Source organism: Maridesulfovibrio sp., from assembly GCF_963676065.1.
Lineage (GTDB): Bacteria > Desulfobacterota > Desulfovibrionia > Desulfovibrionales > Desulfovibrionaceae > Maridesulfovibrio.
The window spans coordinates 1,038,532-1,064,202 of record NZ_OY780933.1 but is presented as its reverse complement, the minus strand read 5'-3'; the positions used below and the strand labels follow the sequence as shown (position 1 = coordinate 1,064,202).

Sequence of the window (25,671 nt, the reverse complement as noted above, 5' to 3'; positions counted from 1 at the left end):
GTGCCCGCAAATAAAAATAACCGCATATATCTTTCACCGCCGCACATGGGCGGTAATGAACAGGAATATGTCCGCCAGGCTTTTGAAAGCAACTTTATTGCTCCGCTTGGCCCGATGGTCAACGGCTTTGAACATGATTTTTCCAAGCTTACCGGCTTTGCACACTGCGCGGCCCTTTCCAGCGGAACAGCAGCCCTACACATAGCATTGCGGCTGCTTGGGGTGGAAACCGGTGATGTGGTCATCGCTTCTTCGCTTACTTTCATCGGCAGTGTCAGCCCTATTACATTTCTGGGGGCGGAACCGGTTTTTATCGACTGTGATTATAAATCATGGAACATGGATCCTGATCTTCTGGCTGAAGCCGTGGATCATTATATTTCTCAGGGCCGCAAACCGAAAGCAGTAATCCCCACCGACCTTTACGGCCAATGCGCGGATTACGATCGCATTCTTGAAATACTTGAGCCGCATGGAATTCCTATGGTTGTGGATGCGGCTGAATCCGTTGGCGCGACATATAAAGGCAGGCATGCCGGAAAAGGGGCGCTCATGGCCGCATACTCCTTTAACGGTAACAAAATCATAACCACCTCCGGGGGCGGACTTCTGGCTTCGGATGATGAAGATATGATCAGCCGCGCCCGCTGGCTTTCTCAGCAGGCCAAGGAGCCGAAACCATATTACGAACACGAAGAGATCGGTTACAACTACCGCATGTCCAATCTAGTGGCCGCAGTTGGGCGCGGACAGGTTGAAGTCATTCCCGAGCGAGTAAAACGCAAAAGGGAAATCTTCGATTATTACGAGCAGGAGCTTGGCTCAATTGCGGGTGTATCCTTCATGCCTGAAGCCGATTACGGCCAATGTAACCGCTGGCTTACCGTGATGCTCATTGACGCTGAGGAATTCGGCGCTTCACCTGATGAGATCCGCATTGCGCTTGAAAATGAAAACATCGAATCCCGTCCAGTCTGGCAGCCCATGCACAAGCAGCCGATCTTTAAAAACAATACTGTTTTCGGCGGCAAAGTCAGCGAGGATTTATTTAAACGCGGGCTATGTCTTCCTTCCGGCACGGCCATGTCAGCAGAAGAACTGGATAGAATTATTGAGCTGATTAAAAGGTGCGGAAGATAAACATGATCCATAACCTGCGTAACGCAAATTTTTACCTCATGGTCCTGCTGGACCTGATTATATTTGTAGGTGCTTTTTACGGTGCCTACCTGTTCCGGTTTGATTTCAATCTGCCGGAATACGCTCAAACACAGTGCTTTGAAATTATCAAGTACACGGTAACTATTAAGTTTTCGGTTTTTCTGGGACTTGGCCTTTACCGGGGCATGTGGCGTTACACCAGCCTGCGTGACCTTTGGCACATCCTTGAAGCAACTTTTTTGCAATCCATTATTCTGGTCACCCTCGTGCTGTACAAGTTCGGCTTCGGCGGCTTTTCCCGAGGGGTATTTATTATCGATTGGATGCTGACTGTTTTCATGTGCGGTGGAATGAGGGTCATAATCCGCTCATTCTATGCATACAAAGACGGAAATAATATCCATTTTTCACCGGAAAAATGTCCCATTGACGGCAACAATGCCCTGATTATCGGAGCTGGACGTGCAGGCGAAAAGGTTGTGCGTGAAATCATCAGCAGCGGGCAGCTGACTTACCGGCCCATCGGCTTTCTGGATAACGACAAGCACAAGAAAGGCCGCACTATCCACGGCGTACCAGTGCTGGGTCCTCTTTCAGATCTTCAGGAACTGGTGGAAAATAAATGTGTCAATGAAATCCTCATTGCCGTGGCCGAGGCTTCCGGTGCACAGATGCGTGAAATAATCGATGCCTGCAAAGATACCGGACTGCCTTATAAAATTCTGCCCGGAATGGATGAAATCATAAACGGTAAAGTCGGCATTAAGGCATTGCGAGATGTAAGCTATCAGGATTTGCTGGGCCGGGCCCCGGTACAATTGGACAGCACTTCCATCAGCGAATACCTTTCCGGCAAAACCGTGCTCGTAACCGGATGCGGAGGTTCAATTGGATCTGAACTGGTTCGGCAGGTGGTGCGCTTCAATCCGGCGAAACTCATTCTGGTCGATTCCAGCGAAGCCAATCTTTACGGCATCCAGATGGAGCTGCATCACGAAATTAAATTTTTTGATTATGTCACTGTACTGGGATCTGTGCAGGACGAACAGCTAATGGATGAAACCTTTGGCAAATACAAGCCCCAAACAGTGTTTCACGCGGCCGCTTATAAACACGTCCCCATGATGGAACGCAATCCGTGGCAGGCTGTGCATAACAACATCTGCGGCACCAAAAACGTCATGACTGCTGCGAACAAGCACGGTGTAGCCCGCTTTGTAATCGTCTCTACAGACAAGGCCGTGCGCCCAACCAACATAATGGGTGCCTCCAAACGGGTAACTGAATTACTCATGCGTCTGTTTCACGATTCCAAAACAACTTTCATGGCTGTTCGCTTCGGCAACGTAGTCGGTTCCTCCGGTTCGGTGGTCCCTCTTTTCCGCCGACAGATCGAGAAAGGCGGGCCTGTCACCGTAACCCACAAAGATGTTACCCGCTATTTCATGTCCATCTCCGAAGCGGCCCAGCTAATCCTGCAGGCTGGAGTTATGGCCGAGGGCGGCGAAATTTTCATCCTTGAAATGGGTGAACCGATCAAAATAGCCGACATGGCCCACGACCTGATCAGACTCTCCGGCAAGGAACCCGGCAAGGATATCGAAATTATTTTCACTGGCCTGCGTGAAGGTGAAAAACTATACGAAGAGTTGATCACTGAAGGCGAAGGCATTGTACGCACCGAGCATGATAAAATCATGGTTCTAAAGGGCTTTGAAAACGACCACGCGGCTTATTGCGCAAAATTCAAGAAACAGCTTGCCGAGATGAAAGCTGCGGCTGACCTATTCCATGCGGAAAAAGTAAGGACCACGCTGCATACCGTGGTCCCTGAGTTTGATGAAGAAGGGTAGAAAGTACACTCAAAATGTACGAGACCAATAAATAAAATTGATGGATATTTTGCAATGATCCCAACCCCGCTCATACGCCCCGTAAAAAATAAATACATGGCATATCTGCTCCGAAAAGTTGTCCATTTAACTTTCCCGGAACAATATTTTACACAATTCATGGGCAAGCAGATAAATCCCTGCGATGAAGCAGCATATGTACTGACCTTTGACTTTGATTTTGAAAAGGACATTGCCGCCTTTCCACTTTTACTGGATATGCTCAAAAAGCACGATATAAAGGCTGGTTTTGCGGTCATCGGTAAATTTGTTGAAAAATATCCGGATATTCATAAACGTGCTGTGGCCGAAGGTCATGAAATCATTAACCATACCTACACTCATCCTGATAATCCCCATTGGGCCCCGGACCGCTTTTTCAACAAACTTTCTTATGCCGAGCAAAAAGCGGAAGTTGAGCAGGCGCATGAAGCGATAGAAAAAATTCTTGGCGTAGAGAGCATCGGCTTTAGAACTCCTCATTATGGTAACCTGCATACAGAAAGTGTATATCCAATACTCGCCGAGCTGGGCTATAAATACAGCAGTTCAACCGCTGCCTGCGGGTACAAAGGGTACGGCGCACCTTCGCTCCATTCACACGGAATAACAGAGATTCCCACTGGGTGCAGCCTGCATTTCCCCTTAGCTATCTTCGACTCATGGAATATGCTCCGAAAAAGCAATCCATTTCTTGGAGATGACCTTCTTTTTATTGAAGAATTTGAAGCGACCATCAAAGTTATTAGGGAACATGACCTGTTTCTTACTCACTACTTTGACCCTTACGACATTGTGGAAAACAACAAGCTTGAAAAAATACTGCAATCACTGACAGAACACCAGATCATGACAATACTTTATAAAGATTTGGTTTAATAATTACATCTCCCTCAAATCAATATAAGCCAAGAAATTTCACAAATCGATTTGACAGTTCGTTCAGAATAACTTAACGAACTAACATCATGCTTAAAGAATTATTCACATCAAAGACACGTATAAAGCTGCTGCTCAAGCTTTTCCTCAATCCCGACGTTTCCTCATACCTTAGGGAGTTGGCTGCAGAATTTGATGTCTCACCCAATGCCATGAAGGAAGAACTGGATGGCTTGAGTGAAGCAGGATATCTGAACAAAAAGAAAGAAGGGCGCTATATATACTACAACGCCAATTCATCCCACCCATTCTTTCCGGAAATCAGCTCAATAGTCCGCAAATATATAGGTATTGACCAGATTCTGGAATATATTTTGTCCACTATCGGTAAAGTCGATTCTGTATATATCCTTGATGATTACGCCAAAGGAATCGACTCAGGTATCATAGATGTCCTTATCATAGGTGACGATACCAATCCTGACCGCATAGGCGATCTCTGCTCCAAAGCCGAGCAAGCTATCAAACGCAAAATCAGGCTTATGGTCCTAAACACAGAAGAATTTGATAACACAAGTGAAATTTATTTAAGACGTCCGAATTGGAAGGTTGTCTAATCAAATAAACCCACGCATTAAAACATGGAGAATAATCTCATGGGTATACCTTTTATTGATCTCAAAAAACAGTTTTCCCGCATTGAAGACCAGGTCCGCGCAAACATGGACAACGTCCTTGAACATGGTGCTTACATCATGGGACCTGAAATTTCAGCTCTTGAAAAGAATCTCGCTGAATATTGCGGCACCAAACACGCACTCGGCTGCGCATCAGGAACCGATGCCCTCACTCTCGCCCTTATGGCGCTGGACATCAAGCCGGGAGATGCTGTCTTCACCACTCCCTTCACCTTTTTTGCAACAGCCGAAGCAATCGCGGTTTTAGGAGCAACTCCGGTTTACGTTGATATTGATCCCGTGACCTTCAACATCGACCCCGAGAAGCTTGAAAAAACCATCGAAGCCATGAAGGGCGCCGACAACGGTATGGTCCTACCCAAGGTTACGGACCTGACCCCCAAGGGAGTCATTTCCGTAGATCTCTTCGGCCAGCCAGCCGACTATGATGCAATCAAAGCCATTGCCGACAAGCATGACCTGTTTATCATTGAAGATGCAGCTCAAGGTTTCGGCGGCGAGTACAAGGGCAAGCGGGCTTGCTCCCTCGGGGATATCACCTGCACCTCTTTCTTCCCGGCAAAACCCCTCGGCTGCTACGGAGACGGCGGTATGTGCTTCACTGACGACGACCAACTGATAGCACGTCTGCGCTCCCACCGTGTACACGGACAGGGACCGGATAAATACGACAACGTCCGCTTGGGCATCAATGGCCGCCTCGATACCTTGCAGGCAGCAATACTGAACGCAAAATTCGAAATCTTTCCTGAAGAAGTAGACCTACGCGACAAAGTGGCTGATACCTACGCGGAACTTCTCGCTGACGTTGAAGGACTGACCGTCCCCACCGCCCCCGAAGGTTACCGTTCGGTATGGGCACAGTACTGCCCGCTGGCCAAAGACAGTGAGCATCGTGACCGCATTCAGGCTGCGCTGAAAGAAAAAGGCGTGCCTTCCCCCATCTATTACCCGATTCCTCTTCACCTGCAGACCGCTTTCAAAGATCTCGGATATAAAGAAGGGGACTGCCCGGTGAGTGAAGACGCAGCAAAACGTATCTTTGCTATCCCCATGCATCCCTACCTTGAAAGGGAACAACAGGAAATGATCGCTGAAGCAATCAGAAACGCATAAGGAAGATTCCCATGAGCGAACTTAAAGTTGCTGTAGTCGGTTCCGGTTATTGGGGCAAAAACCTTGTCCGTAACTATGACCGCACCGGTGCGCTGAAAATGATCTGCGATACCAACGAGGAAACACTGGCAAACTTCAAAGAACAGTATCCTGAAGTTGAAACAGTGCTTTCCTATGCGGATGTTCTTTCCAACGACGAGATTGATGGAATAATAATCGCCACCCCTGCTGAAACCCATTTTGGACTTGCCAAGGAAGCACTGCTTGCCGGAAAACACGTATATGTTGAAAAACCGCTGGTACTGGATGAGAAGGAAGCTGAAGAGCTGATTAAGATTGCTAAGGATAAAAAACTTATCCTCATGGTCGGACATTTGCTGCAATACCACCCTATCTTCGTTAAATTACGCGAAATAGTGGAATCAGGTGAGCTTGGACGTATAAACTACATCTATTCCAACAGACTGAACCTCGGCAAAATCCGCCGTGAGGAAAACATCCTTTGGTCGTTTGCACCGCATGATATTTCCATGATCCTCTCCCTTACCGGGGAAGAACCGGAAAAGGTAATCGCCACCGGCGGGAATTACCTGCACCAGCATATTGCGGATGTAACCACCACTCACCTTGAGTTCCCCAGCGGAACCAAAGCCCATATATTTGTTTCATGGCTGCATCCCTTCAAAGAACAGAAGCTGGTTGTAGTCGGTGACAAAAAAATGGCCGTATTCGACGACACCCTGCCCTGGGAAGAAAAACTCCTTCTCTATCCGCATAAGGTTGAATGGAAAAACAATGTTCCTGTACCCAATAAAGCAGACGCTGAACGGGTTGAAATCCCGCAGGACGAGCCTCTTTTTCTTGAATGCAAACACTTCCTTGACTGCATTGATTCAGGAATTTTTCCCAGAACCGACGCAGAAGAAGGGTTGAGGGTTCTCAAAGTTCTCAACGCAGCCCAGAAGTCCATGAACACAAAAGGCTGCGAAGTTCTGCTCAACTCAGCTGTTGAAGAGAATTTAGCTCAGGTACACGAGACAGCAGCAGTAGACGATGGAGCCTCTATAGGTGCGGGAACCAAAATCTGGCACTTTTCCCACGTGATGAAGAACACCAGCATTGGTGAGAACTGCAACCTAGGTCAGAATGTTGTGGCCGGACCTGACGTAACTATCGGTAATGGCTGCAAAATACAGAACAATGTTTCAGTTTACAAGGGTGTTACCCTTGAAGATGACGTCTTCTGCGGACCTTCCATGGTCTTCACCAACGTGTTCAATCCCCGTGCCCATGTAAATCGCATGAACGAAGTGCGTGAAACCCTGATTAAAAAAGGGGCTACCCTCGGAGCAAACAGCACAATCGTTTGCGGCAACACAGTTGGCAGATACGCCCTTATCGGTGCTGGCGCAGTCGTAACCAAGGATGTTCCCGATTACGCCCTCATGGTTGGCACACCCGCAAAAAGGATTGGCTGGGTCTGCGAATGCGGCGAGATTCTGCCTCAATCCCTTGAGTGTGCAAGCTGTAACAAAAAATATGAAGAGACAGGCGAAAACAGCCTGACCCCCTGCGAATAAAAAGAGCTGATTAATGGGTAGAACTCTCCTTAATATTATCACTGATCCCCTTTCTCACCTCGAAGAAAAAGGGGAAATAACCTCCCGTTACTACAACCCCGGGGAGGTCTTTGATGATGTGCACATCCTAATGACCAACGGAGACAAACCCAACACGGAAGCTCTGCAACAAATGGCCGGAAACGCGAAACTGCACATCCATAACCTTCCGGCCGACAAAGTACTGCTCTTAAAATCCCTCTTCTGGCGGCCTGCCTTGCTCAAAGGGTGGGCTGCCAAAGGGATTGAGCTTGCAAAAGAGATTAAGCCGGACCTTATCCGCAGCTACGGTAACTATATCAACGGATTTGTTGCCTCCGAAATTAAAAGGGAGCTGGGAATTCCTTACGTGGTCTCCTTGCACACCCACCCGGATGAAAACCGCCGGGACATCAGTTTCGGCTGGAAAAATTTCCTTTACTACCACTTCACTGCCGCAGTGGAAAACATCACACTCAAAAATGCTGACTCAGTGGTTGTTGTATATAAATCGATTCTCTCCTACGTCCAAAAAAGACAGACTGGAGAACTACAAACTATATACAATGCGGTAACCCCTGACAAAATAGCAAGAAAAGAAACTTACTTTTCCGAAGGACCGTTAAAGATTCTGTCAGTGGGCAGACTTATTCCCGGAAAAAATCCTGAACACCTTATAGAGGCAACCATAAAAACCGGAGCTGAGATAACGGTGGTCGGTGACGGTCCTCTGCGATCAGAGCTTATGGAAAAAGCCAGCAAAGTAGACGGGACAGGGCAAGCAAATTTCATAAAACGAATAGCCAATGATGAACTCTGCAAAATAAGTCCTTCGTATGATATCTTCGCCATTCACTGTGATTACGACGGGATACCCAAGACCGTACTTGAAGCTTCTTTGTGTGGTTTACCGATCATTGTCAACAGGAGGGACAACAAAAACCAGGTCCCTGAATTTGAGGATGGTTGGATTGAGCTTGTTGAAAACTCTGTATCAGGATATGCGGAAGCCCTGCAAAAAATGAAAGATCAATCCTACAGGGAACAACTGGGAACCAAAACACGAAATTATGGTGAAAAACACTGGATGCCCTGTCAGGTAGAAGAACGTTACGCAGATCTATACAGACAGATCTTGGATAGCCGAATTTAATATTATGAAAAAATCAATCCTCTTCATAACATATGACTTTCCGCCTATTCTTTCCCCTGAATCCATTCAGGTTCAGCGAAGGGCCTGCGCTTTAGCGAGAAATGGGCACCGAGTGCACGTTCTGACCTGCTGTGAGAATCCTGACTTTGAATTTCTGGATCATCAACTCTGCAAGGATCACGAAAACCTGACCATCCACCGTATGAACAGATTGCCCGGTGAAAAATGGCTCCACTATATCTGTGGAGGCCTTGAAATCACCGACCGTAAATTCTGGTGGAAATTCCCAGCCGCCTCTACGGCCATCAAGCTGATCAAAGAATTTCAGATCGATGCGCTCTACACCCACTCCACTCCGCTGGTTAACCACCTGGCGGGGCTGGCAGTCAAGGAAACCGATCGCAATCTGCATTGGGCGGCGCACTTTTCCGATCCCTGGACACTGAACCCATATCTTTCATATCGCACGGCTATCCAGCGCAAGATTAACAAAATGTACGAGAAAACGGTGATTTCACGAGCGGACACCATCACCGTGACATCAGAAAAGACCAAAGAACTTTTCGTCAAAGGGCTTGAAGCTGACCGGGATAAAATTAAAGTCCTGCCCCATGTTTTTGACCCCAGTCTGTATACACGCAGGAAAACCGAACCGCAGAAAAAAATTATTGCCCACACCGGCAACATATACGGCCTGCGCTCGGCAGCACCGCTCATTGAAGCTGTTAACAAAGTACAACCGCAGAATCTCGAATTTCATTTTTACGGACGCATGAAAGAAGACGAACGGCAACTGGCTGAACAAAAATGTCCGGAGCTGATCAAATTCTTCGATCCGATTCCATATCTGGATTCCATAAAAGTCCTTTCGGAAGCGGACATTCTGCTAGTCATTGATGCACCGCTCAAGGATTCTCCGTTTTTCCCTTCCAAGCTCGCCGATTACATCGGTGCCGGCAAACCCGTGGTTGCATTGAGTCCTTTATCCTCTACAACAACCCAGATTGTGCGGGACATCCAGAAAGAACTTCTGGTGGCCGACAGTGCAGATGTTCCGTCCATTGCCGCGCTCATACGCAGGCTCGACTCAATCAACCTTACCGAGCTGCGTAATGAAGGAAAAGATTTCTACAACATGAACAACAGCTACGAAAACATACGTGAGGCCCTTTTCAATGAATAATGCCAAAGTACTTGTTACAGGCGGTGCCGGCGCAATCGGCCTGAATTTAATCGAAAGACTTCTGAAAGCCGGCGCAAGCTCGATTATGGTTCTTGACGACCTTTCTTCCGGTTATAAAAACTACCTTCCGAGTGATCAACGCATCACCTTTGTACAGGCTGATATCGGAGAAATTAAATCCTACCGCACTGAAATGGAGGAGTTCAAGCCGGACTATGTCTTCCATCTGGCAGCTCACTTCGCGAATCAGAATTCAGTTGACCACCCTTTCAAAGATGTGCAGGCCAATATTATAGGCACCATGAATCTTCTGGAGATATGCAAGGATAATAAAAACCTGAAAAAATTTGTATATACCTCCTCTTCCTGCGTGTACGGCAACGCCGCCATGATGAACGAGCAGGATTACATCTATCCACATGAGACACCATACGCCATTAACAAATACACAGCTGAACTTTACGTGAAATACTATGCCTCCATGTTCAGCATTCCCTCTGTTTCCATCAGGGTCTTCAATACCTATGGACCATATGAACCTCACGGTGCATACCGCAACGTAATTCCGAATTTTATTGTCCGGGCCATCAAGGGTGAGCCTCTCTACATAACCGGAGACGGGACCGAAACCCGCGACTTTACCTTCGTAGGCAATACCGCCCAGTTGCTGACTCTAGCAGCCCTTTCAGAAGTTGCAGACGGTGATATCTTCAACGGCGGCACCGGCAAACCTACCCAGATTATCGATCTCGCAAAAATGATTATTGAGTTCACCGGTTCTTCCTCAGAAATCGTCTTCAAGGAAAGACGAAATTGGGACGCGGTAAAAGACCGCCTTTCCGACATTTCCAAATCATGGAAGGTGCTCGGCTACGAACCGGAAGTACCGCTTGAGGAGGGTCTGAAAAAGACCGTTGATTGGTACATGAATGAATATGAGATTGAAGAGTAGATATTTAACTCGAAAAAAGGAGAAAGCATAATGAAAGAATTTATTAAAAAAATACCTGTTATCAATAAAATAGCGCAGTTCCTCTACCACCGCTTCATTTTGCGTATTCCAAGATTCACAACATCCAAAAATTACTGGGAAGAACGCTATCATTCCGGGGGGACCTCAGGAGCTGGTTCATACGGCGATGCAGCTATATATAAAGCAGAGATACTGAACAACTTCGTTAAAGAGAACAAGATTAATTCTGTAATTGAATTCGGATGCGGTGACGGCAATCAATTAAAACTGGCTGAGTATCCGTCCTACACAGGTTTCGATGTCAGCGATACTGCTGTAACTTTGTGTAAGCAAACATTTAATGATGACAAGACCAAATCTTTCAAAAAGGTTGAACAGTATTCCGGTGAAAAAGCTGACTTATGCCTTTCGCTGGACGTAATCTACCACTTGATTGAAGATGAAATTTTCAACAATTACATGGATAAGCTATTTGCCTCCGCAAGCAAATACGTAATCATCTACTCTAGCAACACCGATAACCAGCAGGACCTACAAGCCAATCATGTTAAGCATCGCAAGTTTAGCGATTGGGTCGAGGCGAACAGAAGCGACTGGGTCCTTAAAGAACATACCCCTAATCCGCTTCCTATTTATAAGGGAGATCTGGAAAAGTACTCTGTAGATTTTCATATATACGAATCCATCTAGTTAGCTACCAGCAAAAATGTATCATATTCCAACTTCAATTTTAACTCCCGCTCAAAAAAGGGAAATGATTCTTCTGCTGCTTCTTGCAATAATTATCTCATGCATAGAAACAGTAGGGATATCTGCTATTCTACCTTTCATTTCTCTTGCAAATGATTTTGATCTTGTTCGTAGCAATGAATACTACAACTATGTCTATACGTTCTTTAATTGCACAAGTGAAAAAAATTTCATCATCTTCTTCGGGGCAGTATTAATTGCATTTTATTTTGTCAGAGGGTTTATGAATCTGGCATATGCTTACTTAATTCAAAAATTCGGCAAGTATATTTTTCACACCTCTGCCAGTAAACTTTTTTCAAATTATATGCACATCCGGTATCAGGATATGCTCAAACGGAACTCTTCAGACCTGACTCAAAATATGGTCACAGAGGCTCTGTATGCAGGAAACTACTATAATGCATTACTGCTTTTAATTTCCGAACTTCTTGTTACAACGCTGATTTATGGCACGTTGCTATTTATAAATTATAAAGCGACTCTTGCTGTGACGGTATTTCTAGCCCTTATGGTTATTATACTTGTTAAGACAATATCTCCACTTATAGAAAAAGAAGGAGATAAACGAAATGACTATCAGCAAAAATTTTACAGGATTATAAATGAAGCATTCGGTAACTTAAAAACAATTAAGCTCCTCTCCTGCGAGAAGGCAACTATAAACTCCTTATGGGTTACCAGCAGAGGACTTGCTGATGCTTTTGTTATGAGCAATGCATATATATCAATTCCTCGTCTTTCGTTAGAATTTATCGGTTTTTCCATGTTGATCTCCGCTATGATCGGGGCTCTGTACTTCAACTTAAACATCCAGCAGATTATCCCGATGCTGACTCTCTATGCTCTGGCAATGTACCGTTTACTGCCTTCAGCAAACAAAATTATGAGCAGCTACAACAATATGATTTTTTATAATAAATCTCTGGAAACGGTTAATAAAGACTACCACATGGACATCCATAAACTCGGCGATGATCCAGTTAACTTCAACGGGAGTCTCACCCTAAAAGACATCTCCTTCGGATACGATAAAAATCTTGTACTGGAAAATGTGAATATGACAATCCGCAAAGGTGAAAAGATAGCATTCATTGGTGAAAGCGGAGCAGGCAAAAGCACACTAGCAGATATTATAATTGGAATGTACACCTCCTTCACCGGAGAAATAATGGTAGATAAGACCAAACTTTCCAAGGCCAATCTTCTCTCCTGGCGCAGCAAAATCGGATACATCCCTCAAGAAATATACCTTTTCGACTCATCAATTGCGGACAATGTTGCGTTTGGCCGTGAGCTTGATGAACAAAAAGTCAAAGCAGCTCTTGAAAAGGCGGAGCTAACAGATTTTATCAATAAACATGAGGGCATCAACACGCAGGTTGGAGAAGGAGGAGCCCTTCTATCTGGGGGACAAAAGCAGAGAATTGCAATCGCAAGGGCAATTTACGGTAACCCAGACTTACTTGTCCTTGACGAAGCAACATCGGCTTTGGATAAAAAGACCGAGGAAAGGATAATGCAGCATATTTTCAATGTCTGTGAAGGTAAGACCCTGATTATTATTGCCCACAGGCTTTCCACCATCGAAAAATGTGACAAGACATTTGTAATAAAGAATAAGACAGCGTTTAAACACAGAAGCAACCGAGATATGGGAGAAGACCATGGCTGACAACAAAAAAGAAAAAGAATTCTTTATTCATATAGGCGCCCCTAAAACAGCTAGCACATTTCTGCAAGAAGAATATTTTCCATACATTACTGAAGCCTTGCATTTAGGAAAAGACGTAGCTGCTGTTGAGACCTCACGATACAAAAAATATATAGGTAATCTGGCGTATACAAACTACACGGCTTTAGATAGTTCAGCGCAGGATCTTGATGAATATATAGAATACGTTTCCACTGCATTAGGGAAGCCTGTACCGGAATCAAAAAAATTTATTATCAGCGATGAAGGTTTCTTTAATGTTTACGCTAACCTGCTACAACTACCCAACACCATGCAGGTCTTAAAAAAAGTTTTCGGCGATAACACTAAAATTATTCTTACCATTAGACAACAAGGATCCTTTCTAGAAAGTCTTTATAAACAGTCGTTAGTGAACGGACATTTCTCCTCGCTCAACTATTTCTTAAGATATGCTAATGGTAATTTTGGAGCATACTACCCCGATGCCAAGTACAACATCGAAGTCAAAACTTATAACTGGCTGAATATTTATAAACAACTGTGCGCAATTTTTCCTAAAGAAAACATCCTGATTCTGCCATACGAAATGCTCCGGGAAAACCCAAATTCATTTTTCCGCGAATTTAACAAATTCATGAATATTTCCAAAGTGGAAGTTAATCATCGCAAAAAAGTGAATAAGAGCAATTCACTGACGGCCCTAAAAGTTCTCCGGGTCCTGAACAGACTGACTAACAACCAGAGAAACGGCTTACCCGTCCTGATACAGAATCCACTCTGGCCTCTTCTCCCGCCATACTCAATGGGTGAAGGGAAAGTACTTAACAGCATCCGTAACTTCTCCGATAGGTTGAATGCGCGTAACTTCATTAAAATTTTTAATCTGATAGACAAGAAGAGAGGTAACTTCATCTCTCAGGACGTACATGAAAAAATAATGGAGATGCACAGTTCCTCAAATAAAGAACTTGACAATCGGCTCGGACTGAATCTGAAAAAATATGGCTATTATTAATTTTACATCTTTAACTAGGTCCTTACCTAAAATTAACCTTCAAATTCCTATTCCTAGAGGAAAATATAATGTTTAATGGAAAAAGTATTCTGATCACCGGCGGTACAGGTTCTTTCGGGCACAAATGCACAAAGATGATATTGGAAAAATACTCTCCGAAAAGACTGATCATATACAGCCGTGATGAATTCAAACAATACGAAATGTCACGCAAATTTTCCGACACAGAATTCCCCTGTATGCGGTATTTTATCGGTGATGTACGCGACAAGGAAAGACTTTACCGTGCTTTCCGAGACGTTGACTACGTGATTCACGCGGCAGCGATGAAACAGGTTCCCGCTTCCGAGTACAATCCTTTTGAAGCTATTAAGACAAACATTATCGGTGCCCAGAACCTCATCAACACCGCCATTGATGTCGGTGTAAAAAAAGTAATCGCGCTCAGTACGGACAAAGCAGTCAGCCCGGTCAACCTATACGGTGCTACCAAGCTCTGCTCCGACAAGCTCTTTGTAGCCGGTAACCTTTATGCCGCTTCCGGGGACACCAAATTCAGTGTTGTCCGCTACGGCAATGTTGTTGGCAGCCGAGGCAGTGTTATTCCCCTGTTCCTGAAACAAAAAGCAACCGGCACCCTAACCATCACCGATCCGCGCATGACACGTTTCTGGACCACTCTTGAAGATGCAGTGCAATTCGTTCTGGACGGTTTTGAAAAAATGATCGGTGGCGAAATTTTCGTACAAAAAATTCCGAGTATGAAAATTACTGATCTTGCCAAAGCTATGGGCCCGGATTGTGAGCAAAAAGTTATTGGTATCCGTCCAGGTGAAAAACTCCATGAGATGATGATCTCCGCAGACGATGCCCGCAATACTGCTGAGTTTGACGGTTATTACGTGATTAAACCGGACTCCCAGTTCATGGCTCCGCATGCTGAAATGATCGGTGGAACTCCGGTAGCAGAGGGATTTCAATACACTTCCGACAGCAATGTGGATTGGGTTGATGAAAATGGTTTAGTCGAAATGGTTTCAACACTTAAGATAGACAAATAGGCATACTTAAATGGGCACCCCCAAAAATATTCCCTATGGCCGGCAGTCTATTGACGAACAGGATCTAAAGGCCGTTACTGACGCCCTGACCTCTGGCTGGCTGACAACCGGTCCCAAGGTAGCTGAATTCGAGCAAGCCGTCGCCAGAATGTCCGGTGCTGCTCATGGCGTAGCCGTCAACAGCGGAACAGCCGCTCTGCACTGTGCTATGTACGCTTTTGATCTCCAAAAGGGTGATGAGGTAATTGTTCCGCCAATGACTTTTGCGGCCTCTGCCAACTGTGTTGCTTATATGGGCGCAACCCCTGTTTTCGCAGATGTTGATCCTGAGACCCTGCTCATTGATCCTGCTGAAGTGGAAAAGAAGATTACGCCCGAGACCAAAGGGATCATAGCGGTGGACTACGCTGGCCAGCCCTGCGACTACGCCGCCCTTAGGCGGATAGCTGATAAGCACGGACTTTTCCTTGCTGCAGACGGATGCCACTCCATTGGTGGAAGTCTGAACGGGGAAAAAGTCGGATCACTAGCCGATATCACCCTGTACAGCTTTCATCCGGTCAAGCACATGACCACCGGTGAAGGCGGCATGGCGGTGACAGACAACTCCGAATACGACAGACGCATGCGTATATTCAGAAACCACGGCATCACCGCAGATTTCAGACAGCGCGATGGCTGGTTCTACGAAATGCAGGACCTCGGCTTCAACTATCGCATCACTGACTTTCAGTGCGCACTGGGCCTGAGCCAGCTTTCCAGACTGCCTGAATGGGTTGCCAGAAGACGCGAAATTGCCGCTATGTACGATAAAGAATTTGCCGTACTGGACGGACTCAGCCCCCTCGGCAAATTGAAGGCTGCGAAGCATGCTTACCATCTTTACGTGATCAATCTGGAAGGAGAAAACCGCAGCGACAAGCGTAAAGCTGTTTTCGACTACCTGCGCGAACACGGTCTCGGAGTACAGGTCCACTATATACCGGTTCATCTGCATCCTTACTACAAAGAAACCTTCGGAACTCACGAGGGTTTATGCCCTGTAGCGGAAAATGCATATGACGGGCTAATCTCACTACCCATGTTCCCGCTCATGAAAAATGAAGATGTAATGAGAGTTGTTGAAACGGTTAAAGCAGCCCTTACTGAAGTGAGTGTTAGATAAATGTCGAAAAATGATCTTTCCCGCTTGGTACTGGGGACAGCACAACTCGGAATGTCATACGGCATAGCCAACGATGCAGGTCAGCCGGACCAAAAAATGGCCGATGCTATTGTCGAAGCCGCATGGCAGAATAGTGGATGTGAATTTGATACCGCTCAGGCATACGGAGAGAGTGAAATTGTGCTCGGCAAAAGCCTGAAGAATCTAGGGCTTACCGCTAAAGCCAAAGTCATCAGCAAACCCAGCCCCGAGCTTTCCTTTACTGAACCGGGAAGTCTGCTCAGCGCTATGAACCAGACTCTGGAAAATCTGAACATGGAATCCATATACGGCTATATGTTCCATAAAGCGGATTATCTGGAAATTTGGGATAAGGGGCTTAAGGAACAGACAGAAGAACTACGCGCGCGCGGACTTGCACAAAAAATCGGTGTTTCCGTCTATTCTCCGGAAGACGCAGTTCGCGCCGTAGAAACTAACGGGATAGAACTAATTCAGCTGCCTTCAAATATTTTTGACCGCCGTTTTGAAAATTCAGGGGTATTTGAAAAAGCTATCGATAGCGGAAAGACCATTTACGTTCGCAGTGTTTTTTTGCAGGGATTGATGTTCATGGATGAGACAACCCTTCCTAAATACATGAGTTTTGCTGCTCCATACCTTGAAAAATTGGACGGACTAGTCAGAGAATCCGGGCTTTCCATTCAGGAACTGGCCCTTGGATATGCAGCAAAAGCTTACCCGCAGGCTAAAATTCTCACTGGAGCGGAGCTTCCGGAACAGATGAATGAAAATATCGCCCATTTTAATTGTGAATTTACGGAGGAACTGGTTGGAAAGATAAAAAGGACTTTTTCAACCGTTCCCGAAAAAATTCTTAACCCGGTTTTATGGGGGACTTGATTACCCCGGGGTTAACCGTCTAAATATTTGAGTAAATATCATAAATTTTCCAATTAACGACCCGCCACACAGCGGTTTTAGGAATGTAATCATGAATAACAAACTATCAGAATCTCTTTCAGCTCAAAAAAAGGCAATAAACAAAATTCCCGGCATGTGTCAGCTTCTTTCGAAGCGACCGGACATGTTTTCCTTGAACGTCTGGCCCGCATACTACAGCAAATCCGAAGGTGCTAAAGTATGGGATCTTGACAATAACGAATATCTGGACATGAGCATTGCCGGAATCGGAGCCTGTGTTCTCGGATATGCTGATCAGGAAGTTGATGACGCCGTCAAATCAGCCATTGCGAACGGTGTTGCATCTTCATTGAACTGTTACGAAGAAGTGGAACTTGCCGAAAAGCTATGCGACCTGCACCCTTGGGCAGATATGGTCCGCTACTCCCGCTCGGGAGGCGAAGCAATGGCCATGGCTGTAAGGATTGCCAGAGCATCCTCAGGAAAAGACGTTGTTGCTTTCTGTGGTTACCACGGCTGGCATGATTGGTATCTGGCAGCCAACCTCGGCACAGAAAACGCTTTGGGCGAACATCTTATTTCAGGACTCAACCCTGCGGGTGTCCCCAAAGGCCTTACCGGAAGTTCATACCCGTTCTGCTATAACAAAATCGAAGAACTTGAAGAGATTGTAGCCAAGAACAAAGGCAAACTCGGCGTTATCGTCATGGAACCCCTGCGCAGCTGCGACCCTGAACCGGGTTTTATCGAAGCGGTCAGGAAAATAGCTGACGAAGAAGGTGCCGTCCTGATCATGGACGAAATTTCCGCAGGATTCCGCTACACCACAGGAGGAGCGCATCTAGTGAAACACAAGGTTTCGCCAGACATGGCAGTCTTCTCCAAAGCTCTTGGCAACGGATACGCCATTTCTGCTGTTATCGGCCGTGAATCAGTCATGCAGGCTGCGCAGAAGACCTTCATCAGTTCCACCAACTGGACTGAAAGAATCGGCCCCGCAGCAGCTCTGGCCACAATCAGAAAACACAAAAGAGAAAATGTTGCCGACCATCTTGTATCAATGGGTACCCAAGTAATGCAGGGCTGGAAAAAGCTGGGAGACAAATACGGTTTCGACTTACATGTCGGCGGCATGGAAGCCATGAGCCACTTTTCAATTGAACATCCGGACTTCCTCTCGTTGAAAGCTTTATTCATCCAACACATGCTTGATAAAGGTTTTCTGGCCTCAAACCTCTGCTATATCATGCACACCCATACTCAGGAACATATTGATACATATCTTGAAGCCTGTGATTCAGGTTTCAAGCTAATTAGAGAAGCCATGGACAAGGGTGACGTTACCTCCCGATTGAAAGGCAATCCCTCTGTGGCCGGTTTCAAAAGACTCTCGTAACGGAGACCTGTAATGAAAGTTACGGCCATCATACAAGCCCGAATGACATCTTCCCGCCTGCCCGGAAAGATACTCATGGAAGTCATGGGAAAACCGCTTCTGCAACTGATGATCGAAAGGACGTTGGCTGCAGAGTGCGTTGATTCCGTTGTTCTTGCCACTACCGATAACCCTGAGGATGACCCTACTGAAAAGCTGGGCAGAGAATTAGGGGTGAAAGTATTCAGAGGTTCGGAAGACGATGTTTTAGGCAGGTTCTATCAGGCGGCAAAGCAATATGGTGGTGAGCACATCATGCGCTTGACCGGAGACTGTCCGTTGATTGACCCGGACCTTCTGGACCAGTTGGCAGACTTTTATTTCAACGGGAAATTCGACTTTGCCTCCAATTGCGAAGAACCGACTCTGCCGGATGGTCTTGATGCAGAGATCCTTAGCTTCAAAACTTTGGAAGAAGCTCATGCAAAGGCTGAACGTCCCTCACATCGCGAACATGTAACCCTGTTTGTCTGCGACCATCCGGAGATGTTCAAAATAGGGTCATGGCTTAACGGCACCGACTATTCATCCCTACGATGGACAGTGGATAATGCGGAAGATTTTGAAGCGGTCAAAGCAATCATAGAACGGCTTCTGCCTGTAAAACAGGATTTCCGCATGATGGATGCGGTCAACATGATCAGGAATAATCCCGAAATAACAGCCGTAAATTCACACATCAACCGCAATGAAGGGCTAGCCAAGTCGCTAGCTGAAGAGATGGAATAGTGTTTGCGCCGACGACAGCCTCACTAAAAGACAAAGAGCTGATAATCAGAGCCGATGCCGATCCTAGGATCGGCATCGGCCATGTTATGCGCTGCCTTGCCTTAGCTGATGAATGGATTGGTAGGGGGGGGAAAGCCGTACTCGTCGGTAAAATCGAAGGCGATCCCATCAAGGAAAGGATCAAAAGTTTTGCAGTAGACATGGTTGAGCTTGAGGCCTCATACCCGGAATCTTCCATCGACCTGACAACCCTACTTGAGCAGACAGCCACGGCACCTGAGGGAAGCTGGATCGTTTTAGACGGTTACTTCCTCGATCACGAGTATCAGCGCAGGGTAATGGAGTCATTCCAGAATCTGCTGGTAATTGACGACTATTGCCACCACGAGAAATATTTCGCAGCAGCTATACTTAATCCCGATCCGGGAGCTGAGTTATTTGACTACCCCGTAGACCGGAAAACAGCACTGCTGACAGGGCCGGAGTATGCTTTGCTACGCAAGGAATTCAGATCAACTGGGCAGGATAAGAATAGAACTGTGACCGGCGTAAGAAAGGTTCTCATCACAATGGGCGGAGCTGATGCGGAGAATGTCTCACTTACAGCTCTCAAAGCGCTGGATAAAATTGAAGAAAAGCTGGATATCACAGTCGTTGCCGGACCGGCCAACCCGCATAAAAATTCGCTGGATGATTTTGGAAAACAGTCAAAGCAAATGATCAACCTGCTTTCCAACGTACAAAACATGGCTGAACTTATTACGGCACAGGATTTAGTTATAAGTGCAGGTGGTTCAACATGTCTGGAAGTATGCGCTCTTGCCAGACCGCTGGTAATTGCTGTCACTGCTGAAAACCAATCCGCTTTTTCAAATGAGCTGGCCAATTACGGGGCAGCAATCAATACAGCAGAGCTGAACGATGAGTCAGAAGAAAGAATTTTTGAGGCCGTTAACAATCTCATCGGAGACGATAATTTGCGGCAGGCTTTAATCGATAAAGCATCCCGAATTGTCGACGGGCTTGGAACAGCAAGAATTGTAGATTTTTTGAACAGTCCCGTGCCTTCACCAAAGGACAATATATGAAAGTAGCTATGATGCAACCGGCATTTTTGCCATGGCAAGGCTTTTTTGCCCTCATTCAGTCATCAGATTTATTTATTTTTTTGGATGATTTTCAATTCTCCATACAAAGCCATCACCAGCGCAACAAGCTACTGATCGACTTTGACACCCCCGGCTGGTATACAGTCACGGTTAAGAAAAAAGAGGCCTTCCAGAAAAAAATTAATGAGGTGTCCCCCTTTGACGATACAAACTGGCGGGTGAAAACAGCCAAAAGAATCCAACAGAATTACGGGAAAAGCACTTACTTCAAACCCGTATTTGAAATCATCAGCAGGACTCTGGAACAGGAAGGCTCACTCGCCGAGATAAACATCTTTTTCATTAAAGAAGTCAGCAAATACCTAGGATGGGAGCCCAGATTCATAAACTCTTCCAGCCTCACCGTTGATGGACGCCGCAGCGAACGAGTAATTAATCTGTTAAAAGCAACAAATGCTACGGAATATCTAAGTGCATATGGTTCTTTCAGCTATATGCAAGAGGATCACTTTGTGGACAAAACAGACATAATTCCTTTTTTTCTCAAGTATGAACCAGGACAATACGCCCAGTCCAATACGCAGGAGTTCATATCGCACCTTTCCATTGCAGATGCCTTGTTCAACATAGGTCCGCAGGCAACAGCCGAACTGATTGAAAAATCGACATCATGGCTGAGTTGGCAAGAAATGGCCGCTCAAGGCATATAAATAATCGGAGATCATATGTTCAGTTTTAAAAATTTAGGAAAAGTTTTGATCATCGCGGAGCTTTCTGCAAACCATAATCAGGATAAACAGCGGGCTCTGGATATTATAAAGGCAGCTAAAGAAGCCGGGGCTGATGCCATAAAACTACAGACCTATACAGCCGACACCCTGACTCTGGACTGCAACAACGAGTATTTCCAGATCAAGGGAACCATCTGGGAAGGAATGACCCTCCATGACTTATACAAAGAGGCTTATACGCCGTGGGAATGGCATGCAGAACTCAAAGATTATGCTGAAGAATTAGGACTCATATTCTTTTCATCCCCCTTTGACGCAAGTGCTGTTGACTTTCTTGAAACACTGAACGTCCCTCTTTATAAAGTCGCGTCCTGTGAATTAGTTGATATTCCCCTGCTCGAAAAAATCGGAAGCACGGGGAAGCCGGTTCTCGTCTCAACCGGAATGGGCACCCTTTCTGAAATTGAAGAAGCGGTGACGACTTTGAAGAATGCAGGGGCACCTGAAATTGCTCTGCTGAAATGCACCACCGCCTACCCCGCTCCCCCGGAAGAAACGAACCTCGCAACGATTCCGCACATGGCCCAGACATTTAATTGTCTGTCAGGATTATCCGACCATACAATGGGAATCTCGGTTTCAGTTGCGGCGGTAGCCATGGGAGCACGAATCATTGAAAAACATTTCACCCTTTCAAGGGCTGACGAAGGTCCTGATTCGTCCTTTTCCTTGGAACCGCACGAATTCAAAGACCTCGTCGACTCCATCCGCGTAACGGAAAAGGCTATAGGCTCAATCTCGTATAGCCTGACTCAAAAGCAAAAAGAGAGCATAATATTTAGACGCTCCCTGTTTGTCGCCGAAGACATAGCCAGAGGAGAAAAATTCACCCCGGAAAACGTTCGGTCAGTCAGGCCGGCTAATGGTTTGCATACCCGTTATTACTCTGAAGTCTTGGGCCAAAAAGCTCAAAAAGACCTCAAAAAGGGTACTCCTTTGGAGTGGAAACATATTTCTTAATGGCAACATTAAGAACAAAAACACAGAGCAGAACAACTCTATATTATACTGAACTTACTGGCTAAAAAAATAAATACCGGATAACATGTCCGCATCTCGAAACAAATTTTTAGGGTGAACTTAATGAATAAACCAACAATTCTTTTCCTTGGACGAGGAAGACGCGATGCAATGTTCATCGATACAATTGAAAACCTGAAAAATAAATTTAAAATTGTGGTTCTAGCGCCAAATGAATCCGTTGAATGCTATAAAAAAATCTCAGGTATCATTGTTGAAAAAAATCTCAGTTATGATGAACTACAAGAAGCCTGTAAAAAGGTTACACCTGAACAATTAGCCGAAATACCGCTCATTGAGGATAAACTCGGAATCAATTGTTACGAGTTCAACATCAACTACCTGCTCTACAGAAAATACGTAAGCCGTTTCGGAGCAGGCCATATTCACGCCTTCTTCAATGATTATATTCCCCAGAGGTTAGTTCTCGATTACGCTATGATTTCTAAATTAGTCAAAAAATACAACGTTGATTACGCTTTTTATGAAACATTAGATTTAATTGACACAATGATTATCAATCGGATGGCCCGCAAAGGAATCATCAAGCAGGCATTTGAACATATGGCTGAATCATTAGGTGGCGAAATGCGCTTACGTCTCTCAACTGGACAACGCAGGGATTGCCATAAACTGGAGTACATATATAATCACACTAAAATATCTGAAGAATCTGTCAAATGGGCCAAGAAAGCAGCAGCTATTTACGACCAGGAGAAGCCAGCCACTCCATACGATTCATATCAGGCTAAAATGGGCTCTATCATCCCGGAAATTACTCCGGCGAAACTTCTGGATAAATTCAAAAGGGTACGTTCCGGAGACTCTTTTGTTCCTACACTGATGAAAATCAGCAACCGGATAAGGTCTACTAAATATTTTACTGAATCATTACCCGAAGGGAAAATACTATCCTACTTCCTACAGTTGACTCCTGAAGCCAGTACATGTTCACAGGTTCCTGAATACGCGGATCAGGAATACCTTATTGAACAGATCGCCATGCATGGCAAATATGGGTACACAATAGTAGTTAAAGAGCATCCCGCATGCTTTGGTAACAGACTACCCAGATTTTACAAGGAACTCAGTCTGTTACCAAACGTAGTACTGCTTCCCAAATCATTTCCAACTAGGGATCTTATTTTGCGCAGTGAAGCTGTCATTGTCGCGACAGCAACGTCTCCCGGCCTGGAAAGTCTTGCGACAGGTGTCCCGGTTATATGTTTTGGTAAACCCTTCTTTAATATTTGCAAAAACACCTATCGCTGCGAAACCCCTGAGCAACTTTGGGACTTGCTAGCGGAAATAAGCTACAGCGAAGATGAACGCATAAAATTCCTAGCCGCCATGCATCAGGCAACTTATGCACATCCCCATTTCGATACGCCGGAAGCACATGAATTAGGAACAGGAGTAGGTGAAATTATGGCCCGGGCCCTTGAGGATGAGATTGCGCTATATGAATCAGGGATCCTCAAATAATTTTGAGTCATTTCTTATATCGTATCAGAATAGCTGTGTCGCACATTTGACTTTACGTTCAGTTTTTCCTAACGGATTTGAAACCGGAAAAATAAATATGCTTTTATCACTATACAGAAAATTAGCCTACTGGGCCTACGAAAAATATACCCCGCAAAGAGCCCGCAAAGCGGCTGTAGAAGCCAGCTACAAACAGTCGCGGGGCTATAATCAATCCTTTGAGACCGGTAGCATCGATCCTGCAATTATCGCCCCGTCATTGGCAGAGCAAGGACTTAAGCCTTCAGACACAATCTTCATCCGCACCTCGCTGACTGCAGCCAGTGCCTTCAGAGGCGGAGTTGTAGCCTACTTGAAAGCACTTATGGAATACTTCAAAGATGGCAATATCGTCATGGCCTCCTACACCTTTGATAAAGGGCCGATCATGTATCTGGCGGAGAATCCCTTATTCGACCCGGATAAAACAGTAGACCGCCTCAATCTAGTCAGTGAATTTTTCCGGAGACAGCCTGATGTATACCGCAGCATCCATCCCACCCACTCTCTGGTCGCATGGGGAAAGGATGCATCATGGCTGGTAGCCGACCATCATAAATCTGATTTCTGCTACGCCCCGGACTCACCGGTCGCCCGGCTTTATCATCTGAATGCAAAAGAACTTTCAGTTGGGGTATACCCTACATCCGTATCATATCATTATGTGGAGCAGTTCATTCCTAAAAATGCCCCTGGATTCCATGACTTGGATATTCCTATCATGTGCCGTGTAATGATCGACGGGAAAGAAGAGTTGCTCCCCTTTAAGGAAACGGACGCCTTTGCCCGTTTTCAAGCCCATTACAAAGTTCTAAAAGGAACGGATGCTCAGCCGCAAAAGCATCTTTTCGATAACAAGTTGGATTTTTACACTCTTGACCTGAATAAACAACTTGCAACAATGAAAGACCTTGTTGCAAGCAAAAGATACTGGCATACCGAACCGAGTAGGTTAAAAAACATAATTTTTAAAAATGTGATAAAACCTTTAATTTTACTGGCATTTTTCGACAAACGCAATAATGCGCTCTATCCAGTAAAGGGGCCGGAATCATGATAATAGTCGTCGGAGCATCAAGCAGTATCGGCAAACAGCTACTACCGGACTTGTTGAAAATTGACAAAGTACTGGGCACAACAACATCCATAGAAAAGCTGGCCGAATTTGAATCCAGCCCGAACTTCAGTTCCTTGGAGCTAGATCTAGCTGACAAAGACTCCATTGAAGCGGCTTGTTCAATTTTTTCAAAGCTTAAGGGTAAAGTCACTTTCCTGAACCTGTCTGCGGTGTCCATAGACAAACTTTTCATGAGCTACACTCAGGACGAATGGGATTTGGCCATGAACCTGAACCTCAATAGTGGGATAAGACTGATACAATCCCTGATTCCGGTGATGATGCGAGCAAAATGGGGCAGAATCATATCCACCTCATCCATTGTTGCCCACAACTGTCCTGCCGGGACAGCTGCTTATGCCGCAAGCAAAGCAGGACTGATTGCGATGACCAAAACCCTTGCCCATGAATACGGCAGGTTCGGCATAACAGCCAACACCCTTACTCTTGGGTATTTTGACTCCGGATTGACCAGAAGCATCAATGAAAAAATGCAACAGGAAATTATGAAACGAATCCCGCGCGGGGCTTTCGGCTCATGCACGGATATTTCCCACGCCATCAATTTTATTATCAAAACCGATTTTCTTTCCGGGTCGGAAATAACAATAGACGGCGGCTACAATTAAAATTTGTTAAACAGCACCAGCAAGCTGCAAATTCAGCTGAATTGTGCATTTCC

Annotated in this window: 23 protein-coding genes; all 23 read left to right on the top strand. The window is 45.5% G+C overall.

The features are described from left to right. The 23 genes from ACKU35_RS04735 (at window position 1) to ACKU35_RS04625 (ending at window position 25,618) form a co-directional block, all read left to right on the top strand. Window positions 1-1,140: a DegT/DnrJ/EryC1/StrS family aminotransferase gene (locus tag ACKU35_RS04735; protein WP_319763643.1), complete on the top strand. Its 1,140-nt coding sequence runs from the start codon at window positions 1-3 to the stop codon at window positions 1,138-1,140. A gap of 2 nt (window positions 1,141-1,142) precedes the next feature. Then, window positions 1,143-3,014: a nucleoside-diphosphate sugar epimerase/dehydratase gene (locus ACKU35_RS04730; RefSeq protein WP_319763641.1), complete on the top strand. Its 1,872-nt coding sequence runs from the start codon at window positions 1,143-1,145 to the stop codon at window positions 3,012-3,014. Between the two features lie 54 nt (window positions 3,015-3,068). Continuing rightward, entirely contained in the window at window positions 3,069-3,932 is an 864-nt protein-coding gene (locus ACKU35_RS04725; protein WP_319763639.1) for a polysaccharide deacetylase family protein, read from the top strand. A gap of 89 nt (window positions 3,933-4,021) precedes the next feature. Next, window positions 4,022-4,549, top strand: coding sequence for a winged helix-turn-helix domain-containing protein (locus ACKU35_RS04720; RefSeq protein ID WP_319763637.1), 528 nt, complete (start codon window positions 4,022-4,024; stop codon window positions 4,547-4,549). Between the two features lie 39 nt (window positions 4,550-4,588). Further along, on the top strand, window positions 4,589-5,746 hold the full coding sequence (locus ACKU35_RS04715; protein WP_319763635.1) for a DegT/DnrJ/EryC1/StrS family aminotransferase: 1,158 nt from the start codon (window positions 4,589-4,591) through the stop codon (window positions 5,744-5,746). A gap of 11 nt (window positions 5,747-5,757) precedes the next feature. Continuing rightward, complete coding sequence (locus ACKU35_RS04710) at window positions 5,758-7,326, top strand: Gfo/Idh/MocA family oxidoreductase (protein WP_319763633.1); 1,569 nt, start codon at window positions 5,758-5,760, stop codon at window positions 7,324-7,326. A gap of 13 nt (window positions 7,327-7,339) precedes the next feature. Then, entirely contained in the window at window positions 7,340-8,497 is a 1,158-nt protein-coding gene (locus ACKU35_RS04705) for a glycosyltransferase (RefSeq protein WP_319763631.1), read from the top strand. Between the two features lie 4 nt (window positions 8,498-8,501). After that, complete coding sequence (locus tag ACKU35_RS04700; RefSeq protein WP_319763630.1) at window positions 8,502-9,680, top strand: glycosyltransferase family 4 protein; 1,179 nt, start codon at window positions 8,502-8,504, stop codon at window positions 9,678-9,680. Next, window positions 9,673-10,632: an NAD-dependent epimerase/dehydratase family protein gene (locus tag ACKU35_RS04695; protein ID WP_319763628.1), complete on the top strand. Its 960-nt coding sequence runs from the start codon at window positions 9,673-9,675 to the stop codon at window positions 10,630-10,632. Before ACKU35_RS04700 ends, ACKU35_RS04695 begins: the two co-directional genes overlap by 8 nt. A 30-nt stretch (window positions 10,633-10,662) precedes the next feature. Further along, window positions 10,663-11,343, top strand: a complete 681-nt coding sequence (locus ACKU35_RS04690) for a methyltransferase domain-containing protein (RefSeq protein ID WP_319763626.1) — start codon at window positions 10,663-10,665, stop codon at window positions 11,341-11,343. A gap of 16 nt (window positions 11,344-11,359) precedes the next feature. Further along, a complete protein-coding gene (locus tag ACKU35_RS04685; protein WP_319763624.1) occupies window positions 11,360-13,078 on the top strand; it encodes an ATP-binding cassette domain-containing protein in 1,719 nt (572 codons plus the stop codon). Then, window positions 13,071-14,114, top strand: a complete 1,044-nt coding sequence (locus ACKU35_RS04680) for a sulfotransferase domain-containing protein (RefSeq protein WP_319763623.1) — start codon at window positions 13,071-13,073, stop codon at window positions 14,112-14,114. Before ACKU35_RS04685 ends, ACKU35_RS04680 begins: the two co-directional genes overlap by 8 nt. Before the next feature lie 68 nt (window positions 14,115-14,182). Further along, window positions 14,183-15,175, top strand: coding sequence for a UDP-N-acetylglucosamine 4,6-dehydratase (inverting) (gene pseB, locus ACKU35_RS04675; RefSeq protein WP_319763621.1), 993 nt, complete (start codon window positions 14,183-14,185; stop codon window positions 15,173-15,175). Between the two features lie 10 nt (window positions 15,176-15,185). Continuing rightward, window positions 15,186-16,340, top strand: a complete 1,155-nt coding sequence (gene pseC, locus ACKU35_RS04670) for a UDP-4-amino-4,6-dideoxy-N-acetyl-beta-L-altrosamine transaminase (protein ID WP_319763618.1) — start codon at window positions 15,186-15,188, stop codon at window positions 16,338-16,340. Further along, window positions 16,341-17,243, top strand: coding sequence for an aldo/keto reductase (locus ACKU35_RS04665; RefSeq protein ID WP_319763616.1), 903 nt, complete (start codon window positions 16,341-16,343; stop codon window positions 17,241-17,243). A gap of 91 nt (window positions 17,244-17,334) precedes the next feature. After that, window positions 17,335-18,660 carry an aminotransferase class III-fold pyridoxal phosphate-dependent enzyme gene (locus tag ACKU35_RS04660; protein ID WP_319763614.1) on the top strand — a complete coding sequence of 442 codons (1,326 nt, stop codon included), beginning with the start codon at window positions 17,335-17,337 and terminating at the stop codon, window positions 18,658-18,660. A gap of 12 nt (window positions 18,661-18,672) precedes the next feature. Then, window positions 18,673-19,428, top strand: coding sequence for a glycosyltransferase family protein (locus tag ACKU35_RS04655; RefSeq protein ID WP_319763613.1), 756 nt, complete (start codon window positions 18,673-18,675; stop codon window positions 19,426-19,428). Next, complete coding sequence (pseG, locus tag ACKU35_RS04650; protein ID WP_319763611.1) at window positions 19,428-20,516, top strand: UDP-2,4-diacetamido-2,4,6-trideoxy-beta-L-altropyranose hydrolase; 1,089 nt, start codon at window positions 19,428-19,430, stop codon at window positions 20,514-20,516. Before ACKU35_RS04655 ends, pseG begins: the two co-directional genes overlap by 1 nt. Further along, window positions 20,513-21,247, top strand: a complete 735-nt coding sequence (locus ACKU35_RS04645) for a WbqC family protein (protein ID WP_319763610.1) — start codon at window positions 20,513-20,515, stop codon at window positions 21,245-21,247. Before pseG ends, ACKU35_RS04645 begins: the two co-directional genes overlap by 4 nt. Before the next feature lie 15 nt (window positions 21,248-21,262). Next, a complete protein-coding gene (pseI, locus tag ACKU35_RS04640; protein WP_319763608.1) occupies window positions 21,263-22,288 on the top strand; it encodes a pseudaminic acid synthase in 1,026 nt (341 codons plus the stop codon). 123 nt (window positions 22,289-22,411) lie between these two features. Continuing rightward, window positions 22,412-23,833 carry a hypothetical protein gene (locus ACKU35_RS04635; RefSeq protein WP_319763606.1) on the top strand — a complete coding sequence of 474 codons (1,422 nt, stop codon included), beginning with the start codon at window positions 22,412-22,414 and terminating at the stop codon, window positions 23,831-23,833. Between the two features lie 97 nt (window positions 23,834-23,930). Continuing rightward, complete coding sequence (locus ACKU35_RS04630) at window positions 23,931-24,929, top strand: AAC(3) family N-acetyltransferase (protein WP_319763604.1); 999 nt, start codon at window positions 23,931-23,933, stop codon at window positions 24,927-24,929. Further along, window positions 24,926-25,618: an SDR family oxidoreductase gene (locus tag ACKU35_RS04625; RefSeq protein WP_319763602.1), complete on the top strand. Its 693-nt coding sequence runs from the start codon at window positions 24,926-24,928 to the stop codon at window positions 25,616-25,618. The genes ACKU35_RS04630 and ACKU35_RS04625 overlap by 4 nt, the downstream gene beginning before the upstream one ends. Window positions 25,619-25,671: the final 53 nt, after the last annotated feature.